Raw genomic sequence first — 18,280 nt, 5'->3', positions numbered from 1 at the left:
CCGACACCCCCAGGCGTTACCGCCCCGGGTCCTCCCCGCCTCGGGCGGCCGGGCGGAGAGCCGCCGGGTCGGCCGGGGCATCGGCGGTTTCGTCGATCCGGTGTTTGAGATGGTCGTGGGCCCAGGCGGCGAGCGTGGTCGGGGTGGTGGTCCGCACGGTGCGCGGTTGTTCGGGCTCGAAGTTCTCCCGCAGGCCGGTCGACATGCCGAGCACCGCCTCGACCAGTGCGTCGGTCATCCCGGCCCGGTGGAGCAGGTCGCGCATGGCGTCGTCGGTGACGCGTTCGACGTCGATCCGGCGGCCGGTGGCGGCGGTGAGGATTTCGGCGACCTGTCGCCAGGTGAGGTCGGTGGGTCCGTGCACGGCCTGTACGTGGCGTCCGGACCAGTCGGGGGAGAGCAGGCGGGTGGCGGCGACTTCGGCGATGTCGCGCGGCGCCACCCAGGCCATCGGCCGGTCGAGCGGAAGGATCACCTGGAGGAGGCCGGCTCGCAGGGCGTCGAGTTGGAGTTCGAGGTTGGTGAAGAAGTAGCCGCAGCGCAGGTGGGTGACGTCGACGCCGGTGTCGTCCAGGGCGGTTTCGGTGTGTGCCAGGCCGTCGATCTCGCCGGCGCCGTGCCGCTTCTCGGCGCCGACGCTGCTTTGGAAGACGACGCGGCCGATCCGGTTGGCGGTGACGGCGCGGACCACGCTTTCGGTGGCGCGGGCGTAGTCGGCGAGGGGGTCCTCGCCGCCGGTGGTCGGGTCCACCCAGAACAGTGCGTCGACAGCCTTGGTGGCGGCCACCACGGCGTCGGCGTCGTATTGGTCGACCCGCACCGCGTCCACCTCCTCCCGGATGTCGGGAGCCAGTCGGTCGGGCTCGCGCAGCAGCACGCGCGGCCGGATTCCGGCGCGAAGCAACGTCGCCACGACGTGACGGCCGACGTTGCCGGTCGGGGTTGTGACAGCGATCTGCATGGTTGTCTCGTCTCTCGATCGGGGCCCGGGTCGAGACGCTCCGGCACCCGACGCCGGGTCGGATCGGCCGCGGCACCTTCCGGCCGGCCGCAGGTTCGGGTGTATCACCAGGCCCCGGCGCCGCGCCACCAGGAGATCCCGGCCGCGGTGGGGCGGGAGTGTGCGGATGATCGGGGCCGCGAGGAATCGATGGCGACCCGGCCCGTCCCGGTCTTTGGCAACTCGGGTTGACTATCTCCATTAGTCAACTACAGTTGCTTGTATGTCGGCCGCCAAGAATCCCCTTCCACCGGAGCCCGCCGACAGCCTGGCGGCTGTCGTGGCGTTGCGGCGCCTCGCCGATCAACTGGAGGACGCCGCCGTCGAGCAGGCCATGCGGGCGGGCTGGGGTTGGCCGCAGGTATCCGAGGCGCTCGGTATCACCCGCCAGGCCGTCCACAAGAAGCACGCCAAGCGGCTCATCGCCGCCGGAGTCAAGCTGAGGAGACGCGGCGATGAGCGCGTTTGACAAGTACCTGCACGCGGTCATCGTGCGGGCGACGCACGAAGCCCACGAGGACGGGTCGGCGACGATCGACGCGCACCATCTCCTGATGTCGATCGCCGCCGATCAGGGGTCCACCGCACAGCAGGTCCTGGCCTCGGCCGGGCTCGATCGCGCTGCTGTCCGCGAGGCACTGGACCGGGAGTTCGAGCACAGCCTGAGCATGATCGGAGTGTCTCCGGCGGCCTATGACCTTCCCGGGCCGAGCCGCGCTCGCGAGCAGCCCAGGATGGGCGCGTCCGCCAGACTCGCACTGGAGCGGAGCTTCGCCCTCGCCCGCAAGAAGGACCTGCGGTCGACACATCTGCTCCTCGGGATCCTGCAGGCTCGCATCGGCACCGTGCCGCGCGCTCTCGCCTTGGCCGGTGTCGATCGGGCCGAACTGGCGGACCACGCGCGGCAGACGCTCGACAGCCGGGACCGCTGAGCACCGAAAGCAGCCGACCCGGCAGACCCGCCTCGCGGGCGTGCCCTGGCCGGGATGTGCGCAGAGCCCTGTGGGCGTACGCGACGGATCGCACGGGCGCTGGGCCCAAGCCTGGGGTAGAAGCCGGTGCGCCCGGGGGCCGGAGTCAACGGGTCGGTGGGCCGACGAAATCACGCCGTGGAGAGGGCCGGGCGGCCTTCTTCGCGTTGCGCGCGACAAGGAGAATGAATGCACCGACACACCGCTCGTACGGATGGCAGCGGACCGGACGCCGAACCGGCCACGGATGTGGGCGCCGTATCCGAGGCCGCGTCGGCATCGGAGGCCGAGGGCTACGAGGCGATCCGGCTCCTGCTTCGGCAAGCCGTGACTCGCGGTGGCCTTCCCGGCATTCTCGCCGAGGTCCGCGACGGCGACCGGCAGTGGTTCGGGACCGCGGGAGTGGCCGACACCCGAACCGGCCGCACGCGCTCACGGCAGGACCGATTCCGCATCGGCAGCATCAGCAAGACGTTCGTGGCCACCGTCGTGCTGCAACTGGCGGCCGAAGGCCGGCTCAGCCTGGACGACACCGCGGAACGGTGGCTGCCCGGCGTGGATCACGGCCTGCGCCACGACGGTGCCGGGGTGAGCATCAGGATGTTGCTCAACCACACCAGCGGGATCTTCAACTACACCGATGACCAGGAAGCGCTGAACCGTTCCGAGACACACACTCCCGAGTCACTCGTGCGGATCGCCGCATCCCATCCGCCCACCTTCGCCCCGGGCTCGGGCTGGGCGTACTCGAACACCAACTACATCCTGGCGGGCATGATCATCGAACGGGCCACCGGCCGCACGCTTGCCGAGGAGATCACGGAGCGGATCACCCGCCCGCTCGGTCTGGCCGGCACGTATCTGCCACGCGGCAGCGACCCGACGATCCACGGGACGCACTCCCGGCACTACACGAAGCTCTTCCGGACCGACCCCGGCGCGCCGGTTCACGACGCGACCGAGTTCGACGCATCGATGTTCTGGGCAGCCGGCGGCATGATCTCCACCGCCGGTGACCTCAACCGATTCTTCGGTGCCCTGCTGGGAGGCCGGATACTCCCGGCGGACCGACAACGCGACATGTTCGAGACCGTGCCCACCCGCGACTGGATCTCCGACTCCGCCTACGGCCTCGGCGTTTCCTCGGTGAGACTGCCCTGCGGTGAAACGGTCTGGGGCATGGGCGGCGCGCTCTTCGGATCGTGGTCCTACACCTATGGCGCTCGCGATGGCGAACGCATGTTCACCGTCAACGTCAACGGCGACTGGAGCGAAGGCGGGTGGGACGACCCCATCGGCATCTTCACCGATCTACTCCAGGCGTGGTTCTGCCGCCGCCTCCATATCTGAACACCGAGTGACAACATCGGCCGCGCGGCCCGCGTCCCGTCCGTCCGCGAACCCGGCGACGCGAGGGTTACCGCATCGACCCCGTGCGAACTCTCCTTCCGCGTGGGGTCGGTGCCGTGGCCGGTGGCGCTACTGCCGGATGGTGGGCGCCTGTTGCCCCGCTGCCGGAGGCGCCGGGTCGGTCTGCTCGCAGGTGGGGTGCGAAACAGGACTCGGCGCTCCTCGGGGATGGTGTGGGTCGACGGGAGCGGCCGGTCCTCGCGGATTCCGGACGGAAGCACGGTGACCGCCAGCGTCGGTGTGGCCGGGTCGATCGCCCGGTTCGCCTCCGGGGCGGACTCGAACCGATCAGGTCGCGGCCAGCAGGTCGACGACGAACACGAGGGTCGCGTTCGGCCGGATGTCCCCCGGGGGCGTGGCGCCGTACGCCTTGCCGGGTGGGATCACCAACTGCACGCGGCTACCCACCCGTTGGCCGACCAGACCCTCGTCCCAGCCCTGGATCAACTGCCCGACGCCGATGGCGAAGCTGGACGTGCTGCCGCTGGTCCACGTGGAATCGAAGACCACGCCGTCCGCATAGTAGAAGCCGGTGTAGCGCACTTCGACGCGTTGCCCCGCCTTGACCTCGGCGCCCGATCCGAGCGCGAGGACGCGAACGTCCATCTTGTCGGCAGGGCCGAGGGTGAGCCGGCGCATGTCGGGCGCGCCGCGCGACGTGTCGTCCCCTGTGCTGGTGGCGGAAGGTGAGGTTGGTGCCGTTCCGCCGGACGGAGGAGCGCCGATGCCGGGGGTCGTGACGACGGGCTTCGGCGAAACGGCGCCCGTGCCGGTCGCGTTGCGGTGGTCGCGGCCGTCCTCGCGCGTGGCGAGCAGGGCCGCGACGACCGCGGCCGTGACCACGATCGCCGCAACCGCCGCCGTGAGGACCCGACGTGGGCGCCGCCGTGTACCCGACGTCTTCGGCGGTGGCGCGAACGGTGTCGGGGGCGCCGTCACCGGCGGCGGGGGGATCGGTGGCAGGGGCTGGTCGTCTGCCGGCGGGCCGACCGGGGCCGACGCGTGTGGCGGGTGTGGCGGGCGTGCCGTATGGGCCACGCCCTCGGCATCCGGCATGGCGGCGGCGGGGGAGGCCGCAGCTCCCGCATCGACCCCGTCCCCGGTCTCGGCGCGACCCGCGATCGCCTCTGCCACACCGTCCGGCAGCCACCGGCGCCTCCCCGACCCAGGGACGGTCGTGACCGCCAGTTCGGTGAGCACCTCGGCCGCCGTCGGACGGTCCTCCGGCGACTTGGCCAGGCACGCGGACAACAACGGGAGCAACGCAGGGGGTACGCCGTCGAGCGCGGGCGGGTTGTGCACGACGCGATACAGCAGCGCGGGTGTGGGCCCGGTGCCGAACGGGCCCTCTCCGCGTGCCGCGAAGACCAACACCGCGCCGAGCGAGAAAACGTCCGACGCCGGTCCGATCGCGAGCCCGCCACACTGCTCGGGCGACATGAAGCCGGGGGAGCCGACCGTGCTGCCGGTATGGGTGAGCGCGCTCGCCTCGGACGCCAACGAGATGCCGAAGTCGATCACCACGGGCCCGGCCGGGGCCAGCATGACGTTCGACGGCTTCAGGTCGCGGTGGATCACCCCGACCCCGTGGATCGCGGCGAGGGCCTCGGCCAGCCCGGCGCCCAACATCCGCGACTCGGCGCTCGGCCACGGGCCGTGGGCCGCCACCGCTTCGGACAACGACATGCCGTCGACGTACACCGTGGCAAGCCACGGACTCGGCGCGTCCGGTGCTGCGTCCACCACGGCGGCCGTGAACGCCCCGCCTACCGCGCGGGCGGCGGCCACCTCGCGTGCGAATCGCCGCCGGAAGTCCGCGTCGTCCGCGAGTTCGGGCCGGACGACCTTGATCGCCACCGCCCGACCGGACGGCGACCGGCCGAGGTAGACCCGCCCCATGCCGCCTTGGCCGAGCCGCCGCTCGATCCGGAACGGCCCGATCCGCGACGGGTCGTCAGCCGTCAGCTCGCTCATGCCGCTCCCCACCAGCGCCCGCCCCGCGGCACACGGGAAGGCCCGCCGCAGACCGTCGACCAACATCCATCGAACCGAACCCTAGCGTGGGCTTGACGCAAGCCCCGGCCGCCGCCCACGCGCCGCCTTCGGCGACCGCCGACGCCCGGAGCCGAGTCCGACCTGCTCCGGGTGCGGACCCTGGCGGGAGGCGACGGTGTTCACCGACGCCGGCCGCGCGGCCCCGGAAGCGGCGGAGCAGGGCACCCGCCCGACCGAAGGAGCGGGCGTCGCTTCGGGCGAAGCCCGGGACACGATGCGCGCACGCGTCGCCGCTCCCGCCGGGCCGTGCCGCGTGCGGCCGCGCCCGGTCTCCCGCGCATGCGGCTCGGCCGGCCCGGCCCGGAGGGACGTGCCGGCCCTTCCACCCGACCCGGCCCGGAGGGACGTGCCGGCCCTTCCACCCGACCCATGGGTCCGGGTATCGAGTCGTTCCAAGCGGGTACCCGGGCCTGGCGATGTAGCCCATCCGGAAGGAGCCCCCCATGTCGGACCCGTCGCGGCGACAACCTTCTCGACCGGCGCCACCCACGGCCTTCCAGCAGGCGCGGCGGCGCAAGCACCCCGGGAAGCCGTCCTCCGGGGACGACTCCGACGCCGCGCGCCTGCTTCGCATCTACCTGGGCGACCACTTCGCCGGCTCCACCGGTGGCGAAAGCCTCGCCCGCCGCATCGCACGCAACCACAGGGGCCGGGTGCACGGGCCCGCGCTGTCCGCCATCGCGGACGAGGTGGCCCAGGATCGCCAGTCGCTGAAGCGGATCATGAGCGATCTGGGGATCGCGCCACCACCCGCGAAGGCCGTCCTCGCCTGGGCCACGGAACGAGCGGCGAGGCTGAAACCCAACGGCCGATTGCTCGGGCGTTCGCCCCTGAGCAGCGTCATCGAACTCGAGACCATGCGCATGGGCGTCGAAGGCAAGGCGTCGTGCTGGCGGAGCCTGCGCGCCGTGGCCGACCACGACCGGCGCTTGTCCGCACAGGAACTGGACGAACTCCTGAACCGCGCCGAAGCGCAGTCCCGTCGTCTGGAGGACACGCGGACCAGGATCGCCGCGGCAACCTTCGGCCGACCCTGACCGCACCGACCCCGCCACCCGGTGTGATGCGGCCACCGTCCGGGCTCGCCGCACGGTGGATCCTGGGGACGCCGAGCCCCACCCGGGATAGGGGCGTTACAGAGCGGCCTCGATCGCTTTCGCGGGTGGGCGCCGCGTCGGCCGAGACCTTCACCGAGGGTCTCGGCGGCGCCCCGGGCCGATGAGGATGCGAACGAGGCATGGAGTGGGGGCTGCGGGGCAGAGGAGCGTCCAACCATCGCATCCCACGAGTTCCGACCGCATGGTGCTCCGCCACCCACTGCGGGATTCGTCGAGAACCGAGGAGAGTCTCCATGAGCACCGGGCCCAGCGTGTGGGGTCACCGTCCCGAGTCCGGATACACCGCCGGCACGAGCCTGACCGGCTACAAGGTGGACGCCTTCGACGGCCACATCGGCAAGGTCGACAAGTACAACGACGACGTCGACATATCACACCTGGTGGTGGACACCGGTGCGTGGATCTTCGGCAAGCACGTCCTGCTCCCCGCGGGCACGATCGCGAGCATCGACCCGGAGAACAAGGTCGTCCACGTCGCGTGCAGCAAGGAACAGCTCAAGAACTCACCCGAGTTCGACAAGAACAAGCACGTCGATCGACACTGCGGACGTCCACCCCAACCACCAGGAGCGGCTGGAGCCAGGACATGACCACCCCGCCGCCCGACCCGTCCGCCGCCACCCGGAGTTGGGCCGTGTCGAACGCCCCCGGCACCCTGGCCGAGGTCCGTGCCACGGTTCGAGACGTCCTCGGCGCCTGGGGATGGACCGAGGACCGCGTGGACGATGTCGTGCAGATCGTCTCGGAACTCGTGGGCAACGTCATCCGCCATGCCTACGGCCAGGCCGAGTTGACGCTGACCCGCACCTGTGACGGAGTCGAGATCGGGGTGGGGGATCGGGCCCGCGACCTCCTCGTACTCCAGCGTCCCGCGAACGGCGACGGTGGCTACGGACTGCGCCTGCTCGACTTGCTCACCACCCGGTGGACCGTGGAACAGCATGCCACGGGCAAGCACGTGCGCGCCCACATCATGCGCTGAATCCGCCACCGCGTCGGCACGGTGCGTGCACGAACCGACACGCTCCCTTCCCGAGTGCTGCATTCGTGACCGGTGGGCAGAAGCGGTGCATGGGCACAGCGAAACGAGTTCCACAGACGCGGGACATGAAGGGCGAGGAACTCTCCGCCGACGAGGCGTGGTTGACATTGCGCCGGTACGGCGGCTGGACACTGGTCAAGAACGCGTTCGTTCGCTTTCGCTATGCGGACGGGTTCACCCACTCCCGCGCGCTCGCGCTCCAGGCGGTGCTGTCGGTACTGCCGTTCGCGATCGCCGTCGTCGGACTCTCCCGGGTCCTGCACACCGACAAATTCGGCCGGTTCGTCTCCGCGGTGCTCGCCCGGCTGTCGACGGGCCCCAGTTCGGCCGTCGTGCAGGACACGCTGCGCGACGCGGGCGGGGGCAGCGCGGTCGCGCTGTCCCTGGGACTGGTGTTCTCGCTGGTCAACATCGCGACCGCGATGAGCCAGATCGAGCGCGGCGCGAACCGCATCTACGGCGTCGAGCGTGATCGCCCGTTCCTCCACAAGTACGGCCGCGCCGCAGCGATGACCGTGGTGGTCGGCATCCCGATCGGCCTCGGCGTGCTGTTGACCGTGGCCGGCCGCGACATCGTCGGGGCCGCCGCCGACGTGTACGGCTGGAGCGACACGCAGCGCACGGTGTGGGGCATCCTGTGCTGGCCGGTGGGCGTCACACTCGCGCTGATCTCCGCGTCCGCGGTCTTCCGGTGGTCGCCGCGCCGCCGCCAACCCGGGTTTACCTGGCTGGCGTTCGGGGCGGCCGTGTACCTGGTGTTGTGGGTGCTGCTGTCGTGGCTGCTCGGCCTCTACATTCGGCTCAGCGGCTCCTTCGACTCCGTGTACGGCCCCCTCAGCGCGTTCGTGTCCTTGATCCTGTGGGCCTACCTGACCTCGATCGCGCTCTTTCTGGGCCTGGCGTTCGCCGCCCAACTGGAGGCGGTCCGCGCCCACTTGCCCGAGCCGGTGCAACCGGATCCGGGCACCTGAGGATCCGGCGGACGACGACTTCCCGTGGCGGGCGCCGGTTCGAAGTGTTCGTCCGGGTCGCCCTGCCCCGCGCGGCCCGGTCATCGACCGCCTCGTGCGGCGCCACCGGCGCGGGCGACCTTCGTGCCGGAAACCGTGAGGGGTGTGCCGGGGTCCCGCCGCCGAATACCGAAACACCGGCGCCGACGTACGTCGACCTCCTGGTCGACGGCCCGCTCCCGGACGTGCCGAGCATCATCATCTCCGACCGGCCGGCCCGCGTACGAGCGGGACGGGCGGGCACACGCAGTGTGTGAATACCGGAGACGTCGACAGTGGCCCAGAGCCGCGGTTGCTCAAGGGGCTGACCGTGGATTCCAGCAGGCCGGAGCAGCCCGTGCTGCTGGATGCGAGGGGACAGCCCCTTCAGACCTGGCGGGAGAATTTTCCGTACGAGCGCAAGATCCGCCGGGTGGAGTACGAGCGTGCCAAGCGGGTGCTTCAGATCGAACTGCTGAAACTCCAGCGGTGGGTCAAGGAGACCGGACAGCGCTTGGTGGTGATCTGCGAGGGCAGGGACGCCGCAGGCAAGGGCGGCACGATCCAGCGATTCACCGAGCGCCTGAACCCGCGTGGTGCTCAAGTCGTGGCCCTCGGCACACCCACCGAGCGCGAAGCGTCACAGTGGTACTTCCAGCGGTACGTCGAGCATCTTCCCGCGGGCGGGGAGATCGTCTTCTTCGACCGGTCCTGGTACAACCGGGCCGGCGTCGAACCGGTGATGGGTTTCTGCACCGAAGAGCAGCACCGGCTCTTTCTCGCCCAGTGTCCGGATTTCGAGCGGATGCTCGTGGAGGACGGGATCCTGCTGGTGAAATTCTGGTTCTCCGTCTCGCGGGCGGAGCAACGTACACGCTTTGCGATCCGCCAGGTCGACCCCGTGCGCCAGTGGAAGCTCTCCCCGGTCGACCTCCGGTCGCTGGACCGCTGGGACGACTACACGAAGGCCAAGGTCGACATGTTCCGGGCGACCGACACCGAGCACGCGCCGTGGACGGTGGTCAAGACCAACGACAAACGGCGCGGCCGGCTCGAAGCCATGCGCAGCCTGCTGACGCGCCTGGACTACCCCGCCAAGGACGAGGCGGTGATCGGCGTACCCGACCCGCTCATCGTCGGCGCCGCCGGAACACTCCTGGAACCCGGCGAGGAGAGCAGCGACCTTTCCCCCACTCCCCTCGCGCACCCCGACGGCACACCCGGCGAGCATCCACAGCAGTAGGCCCGTCCGCCTTTCGACCTCGCCGCACGGTGAGGTCGAAAGGCGGTGCTCGATGCCCGTGGCGGCCGGGTCGCCGCCGCTCAGCCGATGCCGCGTGGCCGGAACTGGATGCTGATCCGCGGCCCTGTCGCCCTGGTCGTCTTGGGGATCGCGTGCTCCCAGGTGCGCTGGCAGGTGCCGCCCATGACGATCAGGTCACCGTGGCCGAGTGGGCGCCGTACCGTTTCACCGCCACCGCGCGGGCGGAGCAGGAGATCTCGCGGAGTGCCGACGGACGCGATCGCGACCATGGTGTTCTCGCGGGCTCCGCGGCCGTTGCGGTCGCCGTGCCAGGCGACGCTGTCGTGGCCGTCGCGGTACAGGCACAGCCCCGCGCTGACGAAGGGCTCGCCGAGTTCCGCCGCGTAGTGCTCGGAGAGCCGGTCGCGCGCCTCGGCGAGGGCGGGGTGGGGCAGCTCGTCGGCAGCGCCGTAGTAGGCGAGCAGGCGAGGAACGTCGACCACCCGTTCGTACATGCGCCGACGCTCGGCCCGCCACGGGACGCTCTCGGCCAGCGCGGCGAACAACGCGTCCGCGCCGGCAACCCAGCCCGGCAGCTCGTCGATCCAGGCGCCGTCGCCCAGCATGGTGCGTCGCAGGCCGCGCGGCGGCCCGACACGGATGACGTCGCTCTGGTCGAAGAGCGAACCCTGGAGACAATCCGACATTCCGCCACGATACTCCATCCAGCCGAACATGCGTTCGAGACGCGATCGGGGTGTCGAACGCGGGCGTCGAGATGCCCGTCCAGATTTGTCCCGGTCGGGCGCTGTTCGTCGCCGCCGGTGTCTGGTGCGTGCCGTGGGCCGTCGGCGGTGGACGCTGGTCGCCGTAGTCGACCGCCCGACGGCCACCGCCGCCACCGACCGCCACGGCACGGCGAGGAGCGGCGGTGGGCGGCGGCAGTCGGCCGGCTTCAGGGCTGTTCGCCGCCGGTGAGGCCTTTGCCGATCATGTCTCGGCAGACCTCGACCGAGAAGGCCATCAGTGCGCCCGCCTGGGCGTCGCGGAAGTGTCGCTGGATCGGGGAGGACCGCAGAAAGCCCGAGCCGCCGCCGACCCGGAGCCCGAACTCCGCGATCGATTTCGCCACTTCGTTGGCGTAGAGCTTCGCTTCCACGGCGGCGACGAGGGCGCCGGGCGCGTTCCGGTCGGCGAGCCACATGGATCGTTCCGCGAGGGTGCGTGCCGCCAAGAGCCTCACATGGGCGTCGGCGGCGTCGAAATGGACCCATTGCATGTCGCCGACCGGTTTGCCGGTACTCGGAACGACACGTTTGCGGGCATGGTCGGTCGCCGCGTCGAGCGCGGCCTCGGCGATGCCGATCGACAGCCACGGTAGGCCGAGCGCGATGATGTTCGGCGCCGTCGGGTCGACGATCCGGCATCGGTTCTCGTGACGCAGCAGGGTGTTGCGGAAGTTCACCAACTGGCTGCGGGTGCCGCGCAGGCCCATCGAGTCCCAGATCGACACCATCTCGATGCTGTCGTCCCGGCTCACCCCGAAGAACGCCGGTCCCTCGTCGAGCAGCGCATTGACCAGGAAGTGGTCCGCGATCTCGCACCCGGACACGAACCGCTTCGCGCCGTCCAGTTCGAATCCGCCGTCCACCGGTTCGGCCCGCTGGAGCGGCATCAGGAAGAGGTTCCCGCCGGTCGGCTCCGACAGCGCGTTCGCGAACCGTTTGCCCGCCGCCAACTCCTCCGCGTAGAACTGCGGTCCGTAGCCGACCAGCGCCTGCGCCGCGCCCAGATGCATCATCCAGACGCACGCCGTCGACGGGCACGCCTTGCCGACGATGCCGAGGATCTCTCCGAGCGCCTGGTAGGACAGCCCGGAACCGCCTCGCTCCCGGGGCATCGCGGCCAGGTCCAAGCCGGCGTCGTGTAACGCCGTCAGATTGGCGACCGGGAGGGTGGCCTCACGATCGTGCCGGTCCGCCGCTGCCGCGAACTGCCGGGCCAGATCCCGCGCCGCGTCGACGAACCGCTGTTCTTCCCTGGAAACCGCAAACGGTGAAGTCACCGGCCCAGCCTAGAAGTCTCGTGGGGACGTCGGAGTGGGTTCCCGCGACGCGGACGGCGGGCCGGACTCGTCGTTTCGAAGGGCGAGCCTCCCATGCCGAAGCCGAAGCCGAAGCCGAAGCCGAAGCCGCAGCTACAAGCGAAGCCGGTGCTTGGCACGTCCATCGTGTAACCGGTTATACTGGTTACATGGATTCGTTCGGCAGCAAGGGTCTGACCCTGCGTTCCCATACCGGCGTCGCCTACCGGTTCGACCCTGGCGCGCTGTGTCTGGAGCTGTTGGTCACCGGCGGTCCCGGCCCCTACCGCCGGTACGAGGTGTTGCACGAGCCCGTCGACGTGGCCGCCTGGGCGGAGCGGTCGCGGCTGACGCCGACGCCCGTGTTGGAGGTCACCGAAGCCCAGGTGGCCGACCTGCGAAGGCTGCGCGACGCACTGCTGCGGGTGATCCTCGCCCACACACGCGGCGAGCCGTACCCGCCCGGCGACCTGGAGGTCGTCAACGAGGCGGCAGCCCGTCCGGCGCTGGCCCCCGCCATCGCACCGACCGGGAAGCGGCAGTGGGCCGAAACCCATGGCGGCACGCACCTGGCGGCCACCGTCGCCCGGGACGCGGTCGAGTTGCTGACCGGACCCTTCGCGCACCGTATCCGTACCTGCGCCGCCGAGGATTGCCACCTCGTCTACGTCGATACCTCACGCCCCGGCAGCCGCCGCTGGTGCTCCATGGAGCACTGCGGCAACCGTCACAAGGTGAGGGCGCTGCGCGCCCGTCACTCCGAGGAAGGATGACAACGATGCCCACAGGACTGACCAAGGACGCCGGCTGGCAGATCGGCGTGTCCCGCACGTTGCCCCACCCCGTGCCGGTCGTCTGGGACTTCATCAGCAGCCCGGAGGGGATCGCCATCTGGCTCGGCTCCGGGGCGGCCCTCGCCCCGGAGCGCGGCACCCCCTACCGGACGGACGCGGGCGCGGCCGGGGAGGTGCGCGGCTACCGCCCGCAGGACCGTATCCGGGTCACCCACGGCACCACCACGATCCAGGTCGCCGTCGCCCCCACCGCCGACGGGGCCCGGACGATGCTCCGCTTCCACCAAGAGCGCCTGGCGAGCGCCCAGGAGCGCGAACGGCAGCGGACACGGTGGGAGCACGTCATGGACCGGGTCGCCGGCGTCCTCGACGGGCACTGACGGCGGCGCGCAATCCGCACGCCGGCGATGCCGCGTGATCGTCACGGTGAGCGCGACGAAACGGCTCGGGCGATGCGGCAGCAGAGCCGACCGCGCTCGCCGACCGTCTTACCGCGCGCGGCCCGGTGTCGGCGATGCTCGCCGGCGTGTTTCCGGGTCGCCGTCCCCGCGCAGATGCAACGCTCTTGTCAGGGGCGGGCGTTCGCGGACGGGATCGCCGGTGTTCTGCCGTCGAGGACCGGTCGGCTCGGCACGGATGCGCGCGGGACCTCGAAGCGCGCGAGCCGGATGTACGGGGCGAGGCATTCCGGCGGGGTGTTGCGATCGGGGAAGCGCACGTCGAGCCTGAGCCGGCTCCCGTTCGCGTACAGCCGGGCGCCCTCGGGGTCGAGGCAACCCGCTTCGACGGTCACGGAGATCACGACGTTGTGGGCGAAGTCGGTCGCGGGAACGGGTTCCGAAGGCCGCTTGGTCGGGGCCCCGGCGAACAGCCCCGCCAGGACGTCCGCATCCTGTGTCGCCGATTCGGCGATGGCGAACACCTTGGGGAGGCCGCGGGCGTCGGCGAAGGAGATGGTCCGCGTGTCGAGGCGACCGTCGGTGGGTTTGGCGGGCGGTCGGCTGCCGGGTGATGTGGTGCCCGGCGGCGTAGCGCTCGGGGTGACCGGAGTTTCGGTGGAGCCGGCGGAGGGTGAGGCGACGGGAGTGCCGACCGATGCGGTGACCGATGCGGTGACCGGAGTATCGGACGCCGTTCGGATCGGCTCTCCGGCCGTGGGTTTGTCGTCGTCGTCTCCTGCGAGCAGGAGCCACAGTCCGATCCCGAGGCAGGCGGCGGCGATCAGTGTGGCGGCGACGACGATGATCGTCCGGGTGGCGGGTGGTCGTGCGTTCGACTCGGCCATGGTGATGTGACGTCGTCGCCCTGCGACTGGTTCCCCGCATCGCAGAACGTGGCGGTGCGGGTGGGGACGGCCTGGCGTCGTCTGTGCCGGGAAGGTCGGTTCAGGGCATGCGCGTGGGACGACCAGCGGGACCGACACGAGGCGCGGGGGCACGTACTGGGGTGGGTGCTGGGGTCGGCCAACTACCAGGAGCCGTCCGGGCTTTGCCGCGCCCAGGTCGACCACGGCGCGGGTTCCGGACGTACCCCTCCTCGTGTGGTCGATCGGCGGGCCGCACGCGGACTTCGACGTAGACGGACGTGGGCAGGACAGCCGCCGGTCGCTTCGGGCCTCGCGGCTGTCCTGACGCGCGCACGCTCTCGGTCGATGCGCGCCGAGCGGGCCGGTCGGAATGTGTCCGGGAGAGGAAACCGTAGAAGGCTCGGCGCGCGACCGATGGGCCTAACCGGGTCGAACGGCCGCGTAGAACTCCATCGAGAAGACCGGCGCTATGGTCACGTTCTTGCCCGGGCGCGGGGCGTGCACTATCTGGCCGCCGCCGATGTAGATGCCCACGTGCGAGTTGTCCGAGTAGTAGAACACCAGGTCGCCCGGCTGCAGCGCGTCCTTGGAGATCCGCGGGCCGTCGTTGACCTGGGTCCAAGTGGTGCGACTCAGCGAGACGTTGGCGGCCTTCCACGAAGCCTGGGTCAGTCCCGAGCAGTCGTAGGAGCTGGGACCCACGGCCCGAGGCGAGTACGGCTTGCCGATCTGCGCCTTCGCGAACGCGACCGCGGCCGCGGCCCGGCCGGAGACGGGGACGTTGTTCGCCGGCGGCGGTGTGTCCGGCTTGTCCCGCGAGCTGCGGTCGGTTCGCTGGGGGTTCAGGTGCAGCAGGCGCAGCCGGGCCGGCAGCCGCAGGTGTCCTTCTGCTGTCGCCGGGTGGGGAGTTCGACGGGCGGGGTCGCGCAGCAGCCCTTGCCCTGCCAGGCGTCGCGGCCTTCCTTCGCGGCGATGGCGGCGATCACCAGGGCTGCGACGGGGTCGGCCCAGGACCAGCCGAGGGTGGTGTTGAGGATCAGGCCGATCAGGAGCACGGCGGACAGGTACGTGCACAGCAGGGTCTGCTTCGAGTCGGCGACCGCGCCGGCCGAGCCGAGTTCGCGGCCCGCGCGGCGTTGCGCGGCGGACAGGAACGGCATGATCGCGAGCGAGAGGGCGGCGATGACGATGCCCGGCAGGGAGTGCTCCGCCTCGCCGCTGACGGCCAGGGCGCGGACGGCGTCGGCGCCGACGCAGGCGGCGAGCGCGAAGAAGGACACGGCGATGATCCGCAGGGTGCGCTGCTCGCGTGCTTCGCGCACCGTGTGCTCGCGGGCGGAGAACTGCCATGCGACCGCTGCCGCCGAGGAGACCTCGATGACGGAGTCGAGGCCGAAGCCGACCAGCGCGGTGGAGGAGGCGAGCGTCCCGGCGGTGATCGCGACGACGGCCTCGATCACGTTGTAGGTGATGCCGGCGGCGACCAGGAGCCGTATTCGCCGGGCGAGCGCATCGCGGCGGGCGGGGGAGGGCCCCAGGGATATCACGGTCACGGACAGCAGCCCTTCGCCTCGGCGTCCGGACACGCCGCGGCCGGGTCCACCGCCAGGACGACGCCCAACAGGTCGCCGAGCGCGTGCGCGAGCCGTGGGTCGGCCAACTCGTACCGCAATCGGCGTCCCTCGGGGATCGCGACGACCAGGCCGCAACCGCGCAGACACGTCAGGTGGTTGGACAGGTTCGTGCGCGATACGCCCAGGGCGTCCGCGAGTTCGCTCGGATAGGCCGGGCCCTCGCGCAACGCCAGCAACAAACGCGAGCGTGTGGGGTCCGACAGCGCGTGACCGAAACGAGCCAACACCTCACCCTGCGCCGAAACAGTCATCATGCGCTGAACAATACAGTCGATGCTGAATAGTCTGGAACGGGGGTGGCGGATCGTTCGGCCAGGGAATCAGTGCGACAGCCCCAGCTCGCCGGCTCGCAGTCCGGCCTGGAAGCGGGAGCCGGCCTCGAGTTCGGCCATCAGTTCGGCCACGCGCCGCCGGTAGGTGCGTAGTGAGACGCCGAGGCGTTTCGCCGCCGATGCGTCGGTGAGGCCCGAGCCGAGGGCTTCGAGGATCCGGCGGCCGTCGGCGTCGAGGTGCGGGACGTCGCCGCGCAGGTAGGTTTCCGGATCGACGGCGGTGTCCCAGATCGCCCGGAACAGCGAGTGCACTCCGTCGACCAGGATCTGCGACGTCGTCACCGTGTACTCGCGGCCCGTGGGGGTCTCCGGGCCGGCGAGAATCATCACCCGCCGGTCGATGAGGATGGTTTCGTGCGGCAGCGGCGAACGGCTGATCCGAACGAGAGCGCCCTTGCTCCGTACCAGCCGCAGGTGCGCGCGGGCCTCCTCGTCGGCGAGTGCCACCGGGCTGAGCAGCTTCCGAGGAGTGAACTCGGCGGGATCCGCGGCGCGCATGCGATTTCGGACCGCGGCTCTGGCTCCCGGGTGGGACCAGGTCTTGAGGTCCCGGGCGGCGCACAGGAATTCGGTCCGCGCGGACTCGAAGAGATGACCTGCGCGCGCGGTCAACTCCGCGTCTCCGCGTACCGAGAACACTTCTTCGTTCCGCATCCGACCAGTGTGGCAGCTTGCTGCCATGAGCTCGCCGGGCGTCGTGGCGGTGGACACCATGAGTGTCATGACGATCAAGACTTTCTCCCTCGGCGGGGAACTGACGATCAACCGGCTGGGCTTCGGGGCGATGCGCCTGGCCATGGGCACCTTCGCCGGTCCGACGCGAGACCCCGAGACCGGAATCGCGGTGCTTCGCAGGGCAGTGGAGCTGGGCGTGAACCACATCGACACGGCCGGCTTCTACGGCAGGGACTCGGTGTGGGCCAACGAGCTGATCCGTAGGGCTTTGGCCCCGTACCGTGAAGACCTGGTGATCGCGACGAAGGTGGGGCCGTTGCGCGGACCGAACGGTGTGCCGAGCGGGCAGGCGACGGCCGATCAGCTCCGCGGCCTGGTCGAGGCGGATCTGCGCTCTCTGGGTCTCGACCGGCTCGACCTGGTCTATCTGCGGGTCGGCGGGATAAGCGGACCGGGTGGCGAGTCGATCGCCGAACGGTTCGCGGTTCTGGCCGAGCTCCGCGCGGAGGGACTGATCCGGAACCTGGGTGTCAGTAACGTCGACGCCGCCCAGTTGGCGGAGGCCCGGGGGATCGCGCCCGTCGCGGCGGTGCAGAACCGGCACGGTGACGACTCGGTCCGGCCGGCGGAAAGCGAGGAAGCGGGCATCGCGTATGTACCGTACTTTCCACTCGGCGGTGGCGTCGGCAGCGGCCCAATCGACGCCGAACGGCTCGGCAAGGTCGCGGCACGCGTGGGCGCGACCACCGCGCAGGTCGCGATCGCCGCGCTGCTGGCGGAGTCGCCGTCGGTGCTGTTGATTCCCGGCACGGGCTCTGTGGACCATCTGGAGGAGAACCTCGCGGCGAACGACCTCACTCTCGGCGTCGAGGACTTGTCCGACCTGCGAGGCTGAACGGTCGGCTCGTTCCGGCGAACCGGCTCGACCGCCGCGCCCGTCTCCGCCGCCCGCCCGCCCGACGTCCCGGGCCGCCGGCGGGCGGCGCCGGGCGAAGAAGGCACACCCGAGCAGCTCGGTCACGGCGTCGATGGCCGGTTGTGTCGGGTTCGGTTTCGATGGCGCGTTCTTCGAACCGTCGTACTTGCTCCGGCCGCGGCCGCGCACCGACGGCCGCCTCGGCCTCTCGCTTCGCGACCCGAGCCGGGCCGTGGGGTGCGTCGAAGGAGTGGCCCTGGCCGGCTAGGGTGGACGCCATGTACACCGTCGACTTCGTCGAGTTCCCTTCCGACTCGGCAGCCGCCACCGGCACGTTCTTCCGGGATGCGTTCGGGTGGACGTCCACCCCCTACGGTCCCGCCTACACCGACGTCGGCGGAGCCGGGATCGGCGTCGGTATCCAGGCGGACCCCGACCAGCGGACGGCCGCGGCGCTCGTCGTGGTGCGCACCGACGACCTGGACGCGGCCCGGACCGCGGTCGTGGCCGCGGGCGGGGTGGTCACCGTCGAGGCGTTCGACTTTCCCGGCGGACGCCGCTTCCACTTCCGCGAACCGGGCGGGAGCGAACTCGCCGTCTGGCAGCCCGCCGACTGACGCGCGGCCGACGCCCCTGGACAGTCCGTCCCTTCTCCCAGCGGGACCACCGACGGCCGAAGTCCAGGGCGGCGATCTCCTCGCCGGCGATCCCG

21 protein-coding genes are annotated in these 18,280 nt (G+C 70.9%); 12 read left to right on the top strand and 9 right to left on the bottom strand.

Translation table 11 applies throughout. From position 1 onward, the window contains the following. Positions 1 to 16 precede the first annotated feature (16 nt). Positions 17 to 961: an NAD(P)H-binding protein gene (locus tag ACIBSV_RS07240; protein WP_395860139.1), complete on the bottom strand. Its 945-nt coding sequence runs from the start codon at positions 959 to 961 to the stop codon at positions 17 to 19. 262 nt (positions 962 to 1,223) lie between these two features. Here ACIBSV_RS07240 and ACIBSV_RS07235 point away from each other — a divergent pair, with 262 nt between their 5' ends. The 3 genes from ACIBSV_RS07235 (at position 1,224) to ACIBSV_RS07225 (ending at position 3,321) form a co-directional block, all read left to right on the top strand. Next, entirely contained in the window at positions 1,224 to 1,469 is a 246-nt protein-coding gene (locus ACIBSV_RS07235) for a hypothetical protein (protein ID WP_395860137.1), read from the top strand. After that, complete coding sequence (locus tag ACIBSV_RS07230; protein ID WP_395860135.1) at positions 1,456 to 1,932, top strand: Clp protease N-terminal domain-containing protein; 477 nt, start codon at positions 1,456 to 1,458, stop codon at positions 1,930 to 1,932. The genes ACIBSV_RS07235 and ACIBSV_RS07230 overlap by 14 nt, the downstream gene beginning before the upstream one ends. 228 nt (positions 1,933 to 2,160) lie before the next feature. Next, positions 2,161 to 3,321, top strand: coding sequence for a serine hydrolase domain-containing protein (locus ACIBSV_RS07225; RefSeq protein ID WP_395860133.1), 1,161 nt, complete (start codon positions 2,161 to 2,163; stop codon positions 3,319 to 3,321). Between the two features lie 348 nt (positions 3,322 to 3,669). Here the strand turns inward: ACIBSV_RS07225 and ACIBSV_RS07220 are convergent, their stop codons facing one another. Next, positions 3,670 to 5,355 carry an FKBP-type peptidyl-prolyl cis-trans isomerase gene (locus ACIBSV_RS07220; protein WP_395860131.1) on the bottom strand — a complete coding sequence of 562 codons (1,686 nt, stop codon included), beginning with the start codon at positions 5,353 to 5,355 and terminating at the stop codon, positions 3,670 to 3,672. 524 nt (positions 5,356 to 5,879) lie between these two features. Here ACIBSV_RS07220 and ACIBSV_RS07215 point away from each other — a divergent pair. The 5 genes from ACIBSV_RS07215 (at position 5,880) to ppk2 (ending at position 9,828) form a co-directional block, all read left to right on the top strand. Further along, positions 5,880 to 6,473 (top strand): hypothetical protein, encoded by a 594-nt coding sequence (locus tag ACIBSV_RS07215; RefSeq protein WP_395860129.1) that lies wholly within the window; start codon positions 5,880 to 5,882, stop codon positions 6,471 to 6,473. A 314-nt stretch (positions 6,474 to 6,787) separates the two neighbouring features. Then, positions 6,788 to 7,144, top strand: coding sequence for a PRC-barrel domain containing protein (locus ACIBSV_RS07210; protein ID WP_395860127.1), 357 nt, complete (start codon positions 6,788 to 6,790; stop codon positions 7,142 to 7,144). Continuing rightward, entirely contained in the window at positions 7,141 to 7,536 is a 396-nt protein-coding gene (locus ACIBSV_RS07205; protein ID WP_395860125.1) for an ATP-binding protein, read from the top strand. The genes ACIBSV_RS07210 and ACIBSV_RS07205 overlap by 4 nt, the downstream gene beginning before the upstream one ends. Before the next feature lie 89 nt (positions 7,537 to 7,625). Then, positions 7,626 to 8,567 carry a YihY/virulence factor BrkB family protein gene (locus ACIBSV_RS07200; RefSeq protein WP_395860123.1) on the top strand — a complete coding sequence of 314 codons (942 nt, stop codon included), beginning with the start codon at positions 7,626 to 7,628 and terminating at the stop codon, positions 8,565 to 8,567. A 292-nt stretch (positions 8,568 to 8,859) separates the two neighbouring features. Beyond that, on the top strand, positions 8,860 to 9,828 hold the full coding sequence (gene ppk2, locus ACIBSV_RS07195; protein WP_395860121.1) for a polyphosphate kinase 2: 969 nt from the start codon (positions 8,860 to 8,862) through the stop codon (positions 9,826 to 9,828). A gap of 80 nt (positions 9,829 to 9,908) precedes the next feature. On the opposite strand, the gene ACIBSV_RS07190 is transcribed toward ppk2, so the two are convergent. Continuing rightward, complete coding sequence (locus ACIBSV_RS07190) at positions 9,909 to 10,535, bottom strand: alpha-ketoglutarate-dependent dioxygenase AlkB (protein WP_395860120.1); 627 nt, start codon at positions 10,533 to 10,535, stop codon at positions 9,909 to 9,911. 248 nt (positions 10,536 to 10,783) lie between these two features. After that, a complete protein-coding gene (locus ACIBSV_RS07185; RefSeq protein ID WP_395860119.1) occupies positions 10,784 to 11,893 on the bottom strand; it encodes an acyl-CoA dehydrogenase family protein in 1,110 nt (369 codons plus the stop codon). 188 nt (positions 11,894 to 12,081) lie between these two features. Here ACIBSV_RS07185 and ACIBSV_RS07180 point away from each other — a divergent pair, with 188 nt between their 5' ends. Then, positions 12,082 to 12,684, top strand: coding sequence for a CGNR zinc finger domain-containing protein (locus tag ACIBSV_RS07180; protein ID WP_395860117.1), 603 nt, complete (start codon positions 12,082 to 12,084; stop codon positions 12,682 to 12,684). Positions 12,685 to 12,689: 5 nt separating this feature from the next. Next, complete coding sequence (locus ACIBSV_RS07175; protein WP_395860115.1) at positions 12,690 to 13,085, top strand: SRPBCC domain-containing protein; 396 nt, start codon at positions 12,690 to 12,692, stop codon at positions 13,083 to 13,085. Positions 13,086 to 13,273: 188 nt separating this feature from the next. On the opposite strand, the gene ACIBSV_RS07170 is transcribed toward ACIBSV_RS07175, so the two are convergent. The 5 genes from ACIBSV_RS07170 to ACIBSV_RS07150 all read right to left on the bottom strand — a co-directional run bounded on the left by ACIBSV_RS07170 (position 13,274) and on the right by ACIBSV_RS07150 (position 16,631). Beyond that, complete coding sequence (locus ACIBSV_RS07170) at positions 13,274 to 13,990, bottom strand: hypothetical protein (protein WP_395860113.1); 717 nt, start codon at positions 13,988 to 13,990, stop codon at positions 13,274 to 13,276. A gap of 441 nt (positions 13,991 to 14,431) precedes the next feature. Beyond that, positions 14,432 to 14,740: a C40 family peptidase gene (locus ACIBSV_RS07165; protein ID WP_395860947.1), complete on the bottom strand. Its 309-nt coding sequence runs from the start codon at positions 14,738 to 14,740 to the stop codon at positions 14,432 to 14,434. Positions 14,741 to 14,853: 113 nt separating this feature from the next. Further along, positions 14,854 to 15,564 carry a cation transporter gene (locus ACIBSV_RS07160; RefSeq protein WP_395860110.1) on the bottom strand — a complete coding sequence of 237 codons (711 nt, stop codon included), beginning with the start codon at positions 15,562 to 15,564 and terminating at the stop codon, positions 14,854 to 14,856. Continuing rightward, entirely contained in the window at positions 15,561 to 15,899 is a 339-nt protein-coding gene (locus ACIBSV_RS07155; protein WP_395860108.1) for an ArsR/SmtB family transcription factor, read from the bottom strand. Before ACIBSV_RS07155 ends, ACIBSV_RS07160 begins: the two co-directional genes overlap by 4 nt. Positions 15,900 to 15,965: 66 nt before the next feature. After that, positions 15,966 to 16,631, bottom strand: coding sequence for a DNA-binding response regulator (locus ACIBSV_RS07150; protein WP_395860106.1), 666 nt, complete (start codon positions 16,629 to 16,631; stop codon positions 15,966 to 15,968). Positions 16,632 to 16,698: 67 nt separating this feature from the next. Between ACIBSV_RS07150 and ACIBSV_RS07145 the strand changes: the two genes are divergently transcribed. Both ACIBSV_RS07145 and ACIBSV_RS07140 read left to right on the top strand, forming a co-directional pair. Then, a complete protein-coding gene (locus tag ACIBSV_RS07145; RefSeq protein WP_395860104.1) occupies positions 16,699 to 17,547 on the top strand; it encodes an oxidoreductase in 849 nt (282 codons plus the stop codon). Between the two features lie 299 nt (positions 17,548 to 17,846). After that, positions 17,847 to 18,185, top strand: a complete 339-nt coding sequence (locus ACIBSV_RS07140) for a VOC family protein (RefSeq protein WP_395860102.1) — start codon at positions 17,847 to 17,849, stop codon at positions 18,183 to 18,185. Positions 18,186 to 18,280: the final 95 nt, after the last annotated feature.

The organism is Embleya sp. NPDC050154 (assembly GCF_044460165.1).
Taxonomy (GTDB): domain Bacteria; phylum Actinomycetota; class Actinomycetes; order Streptomycetales; family Streptomycetaceae; genus Embleya.
This window is presented reverse-complemented; position numbering and strand designations above follow the sequence as displayed.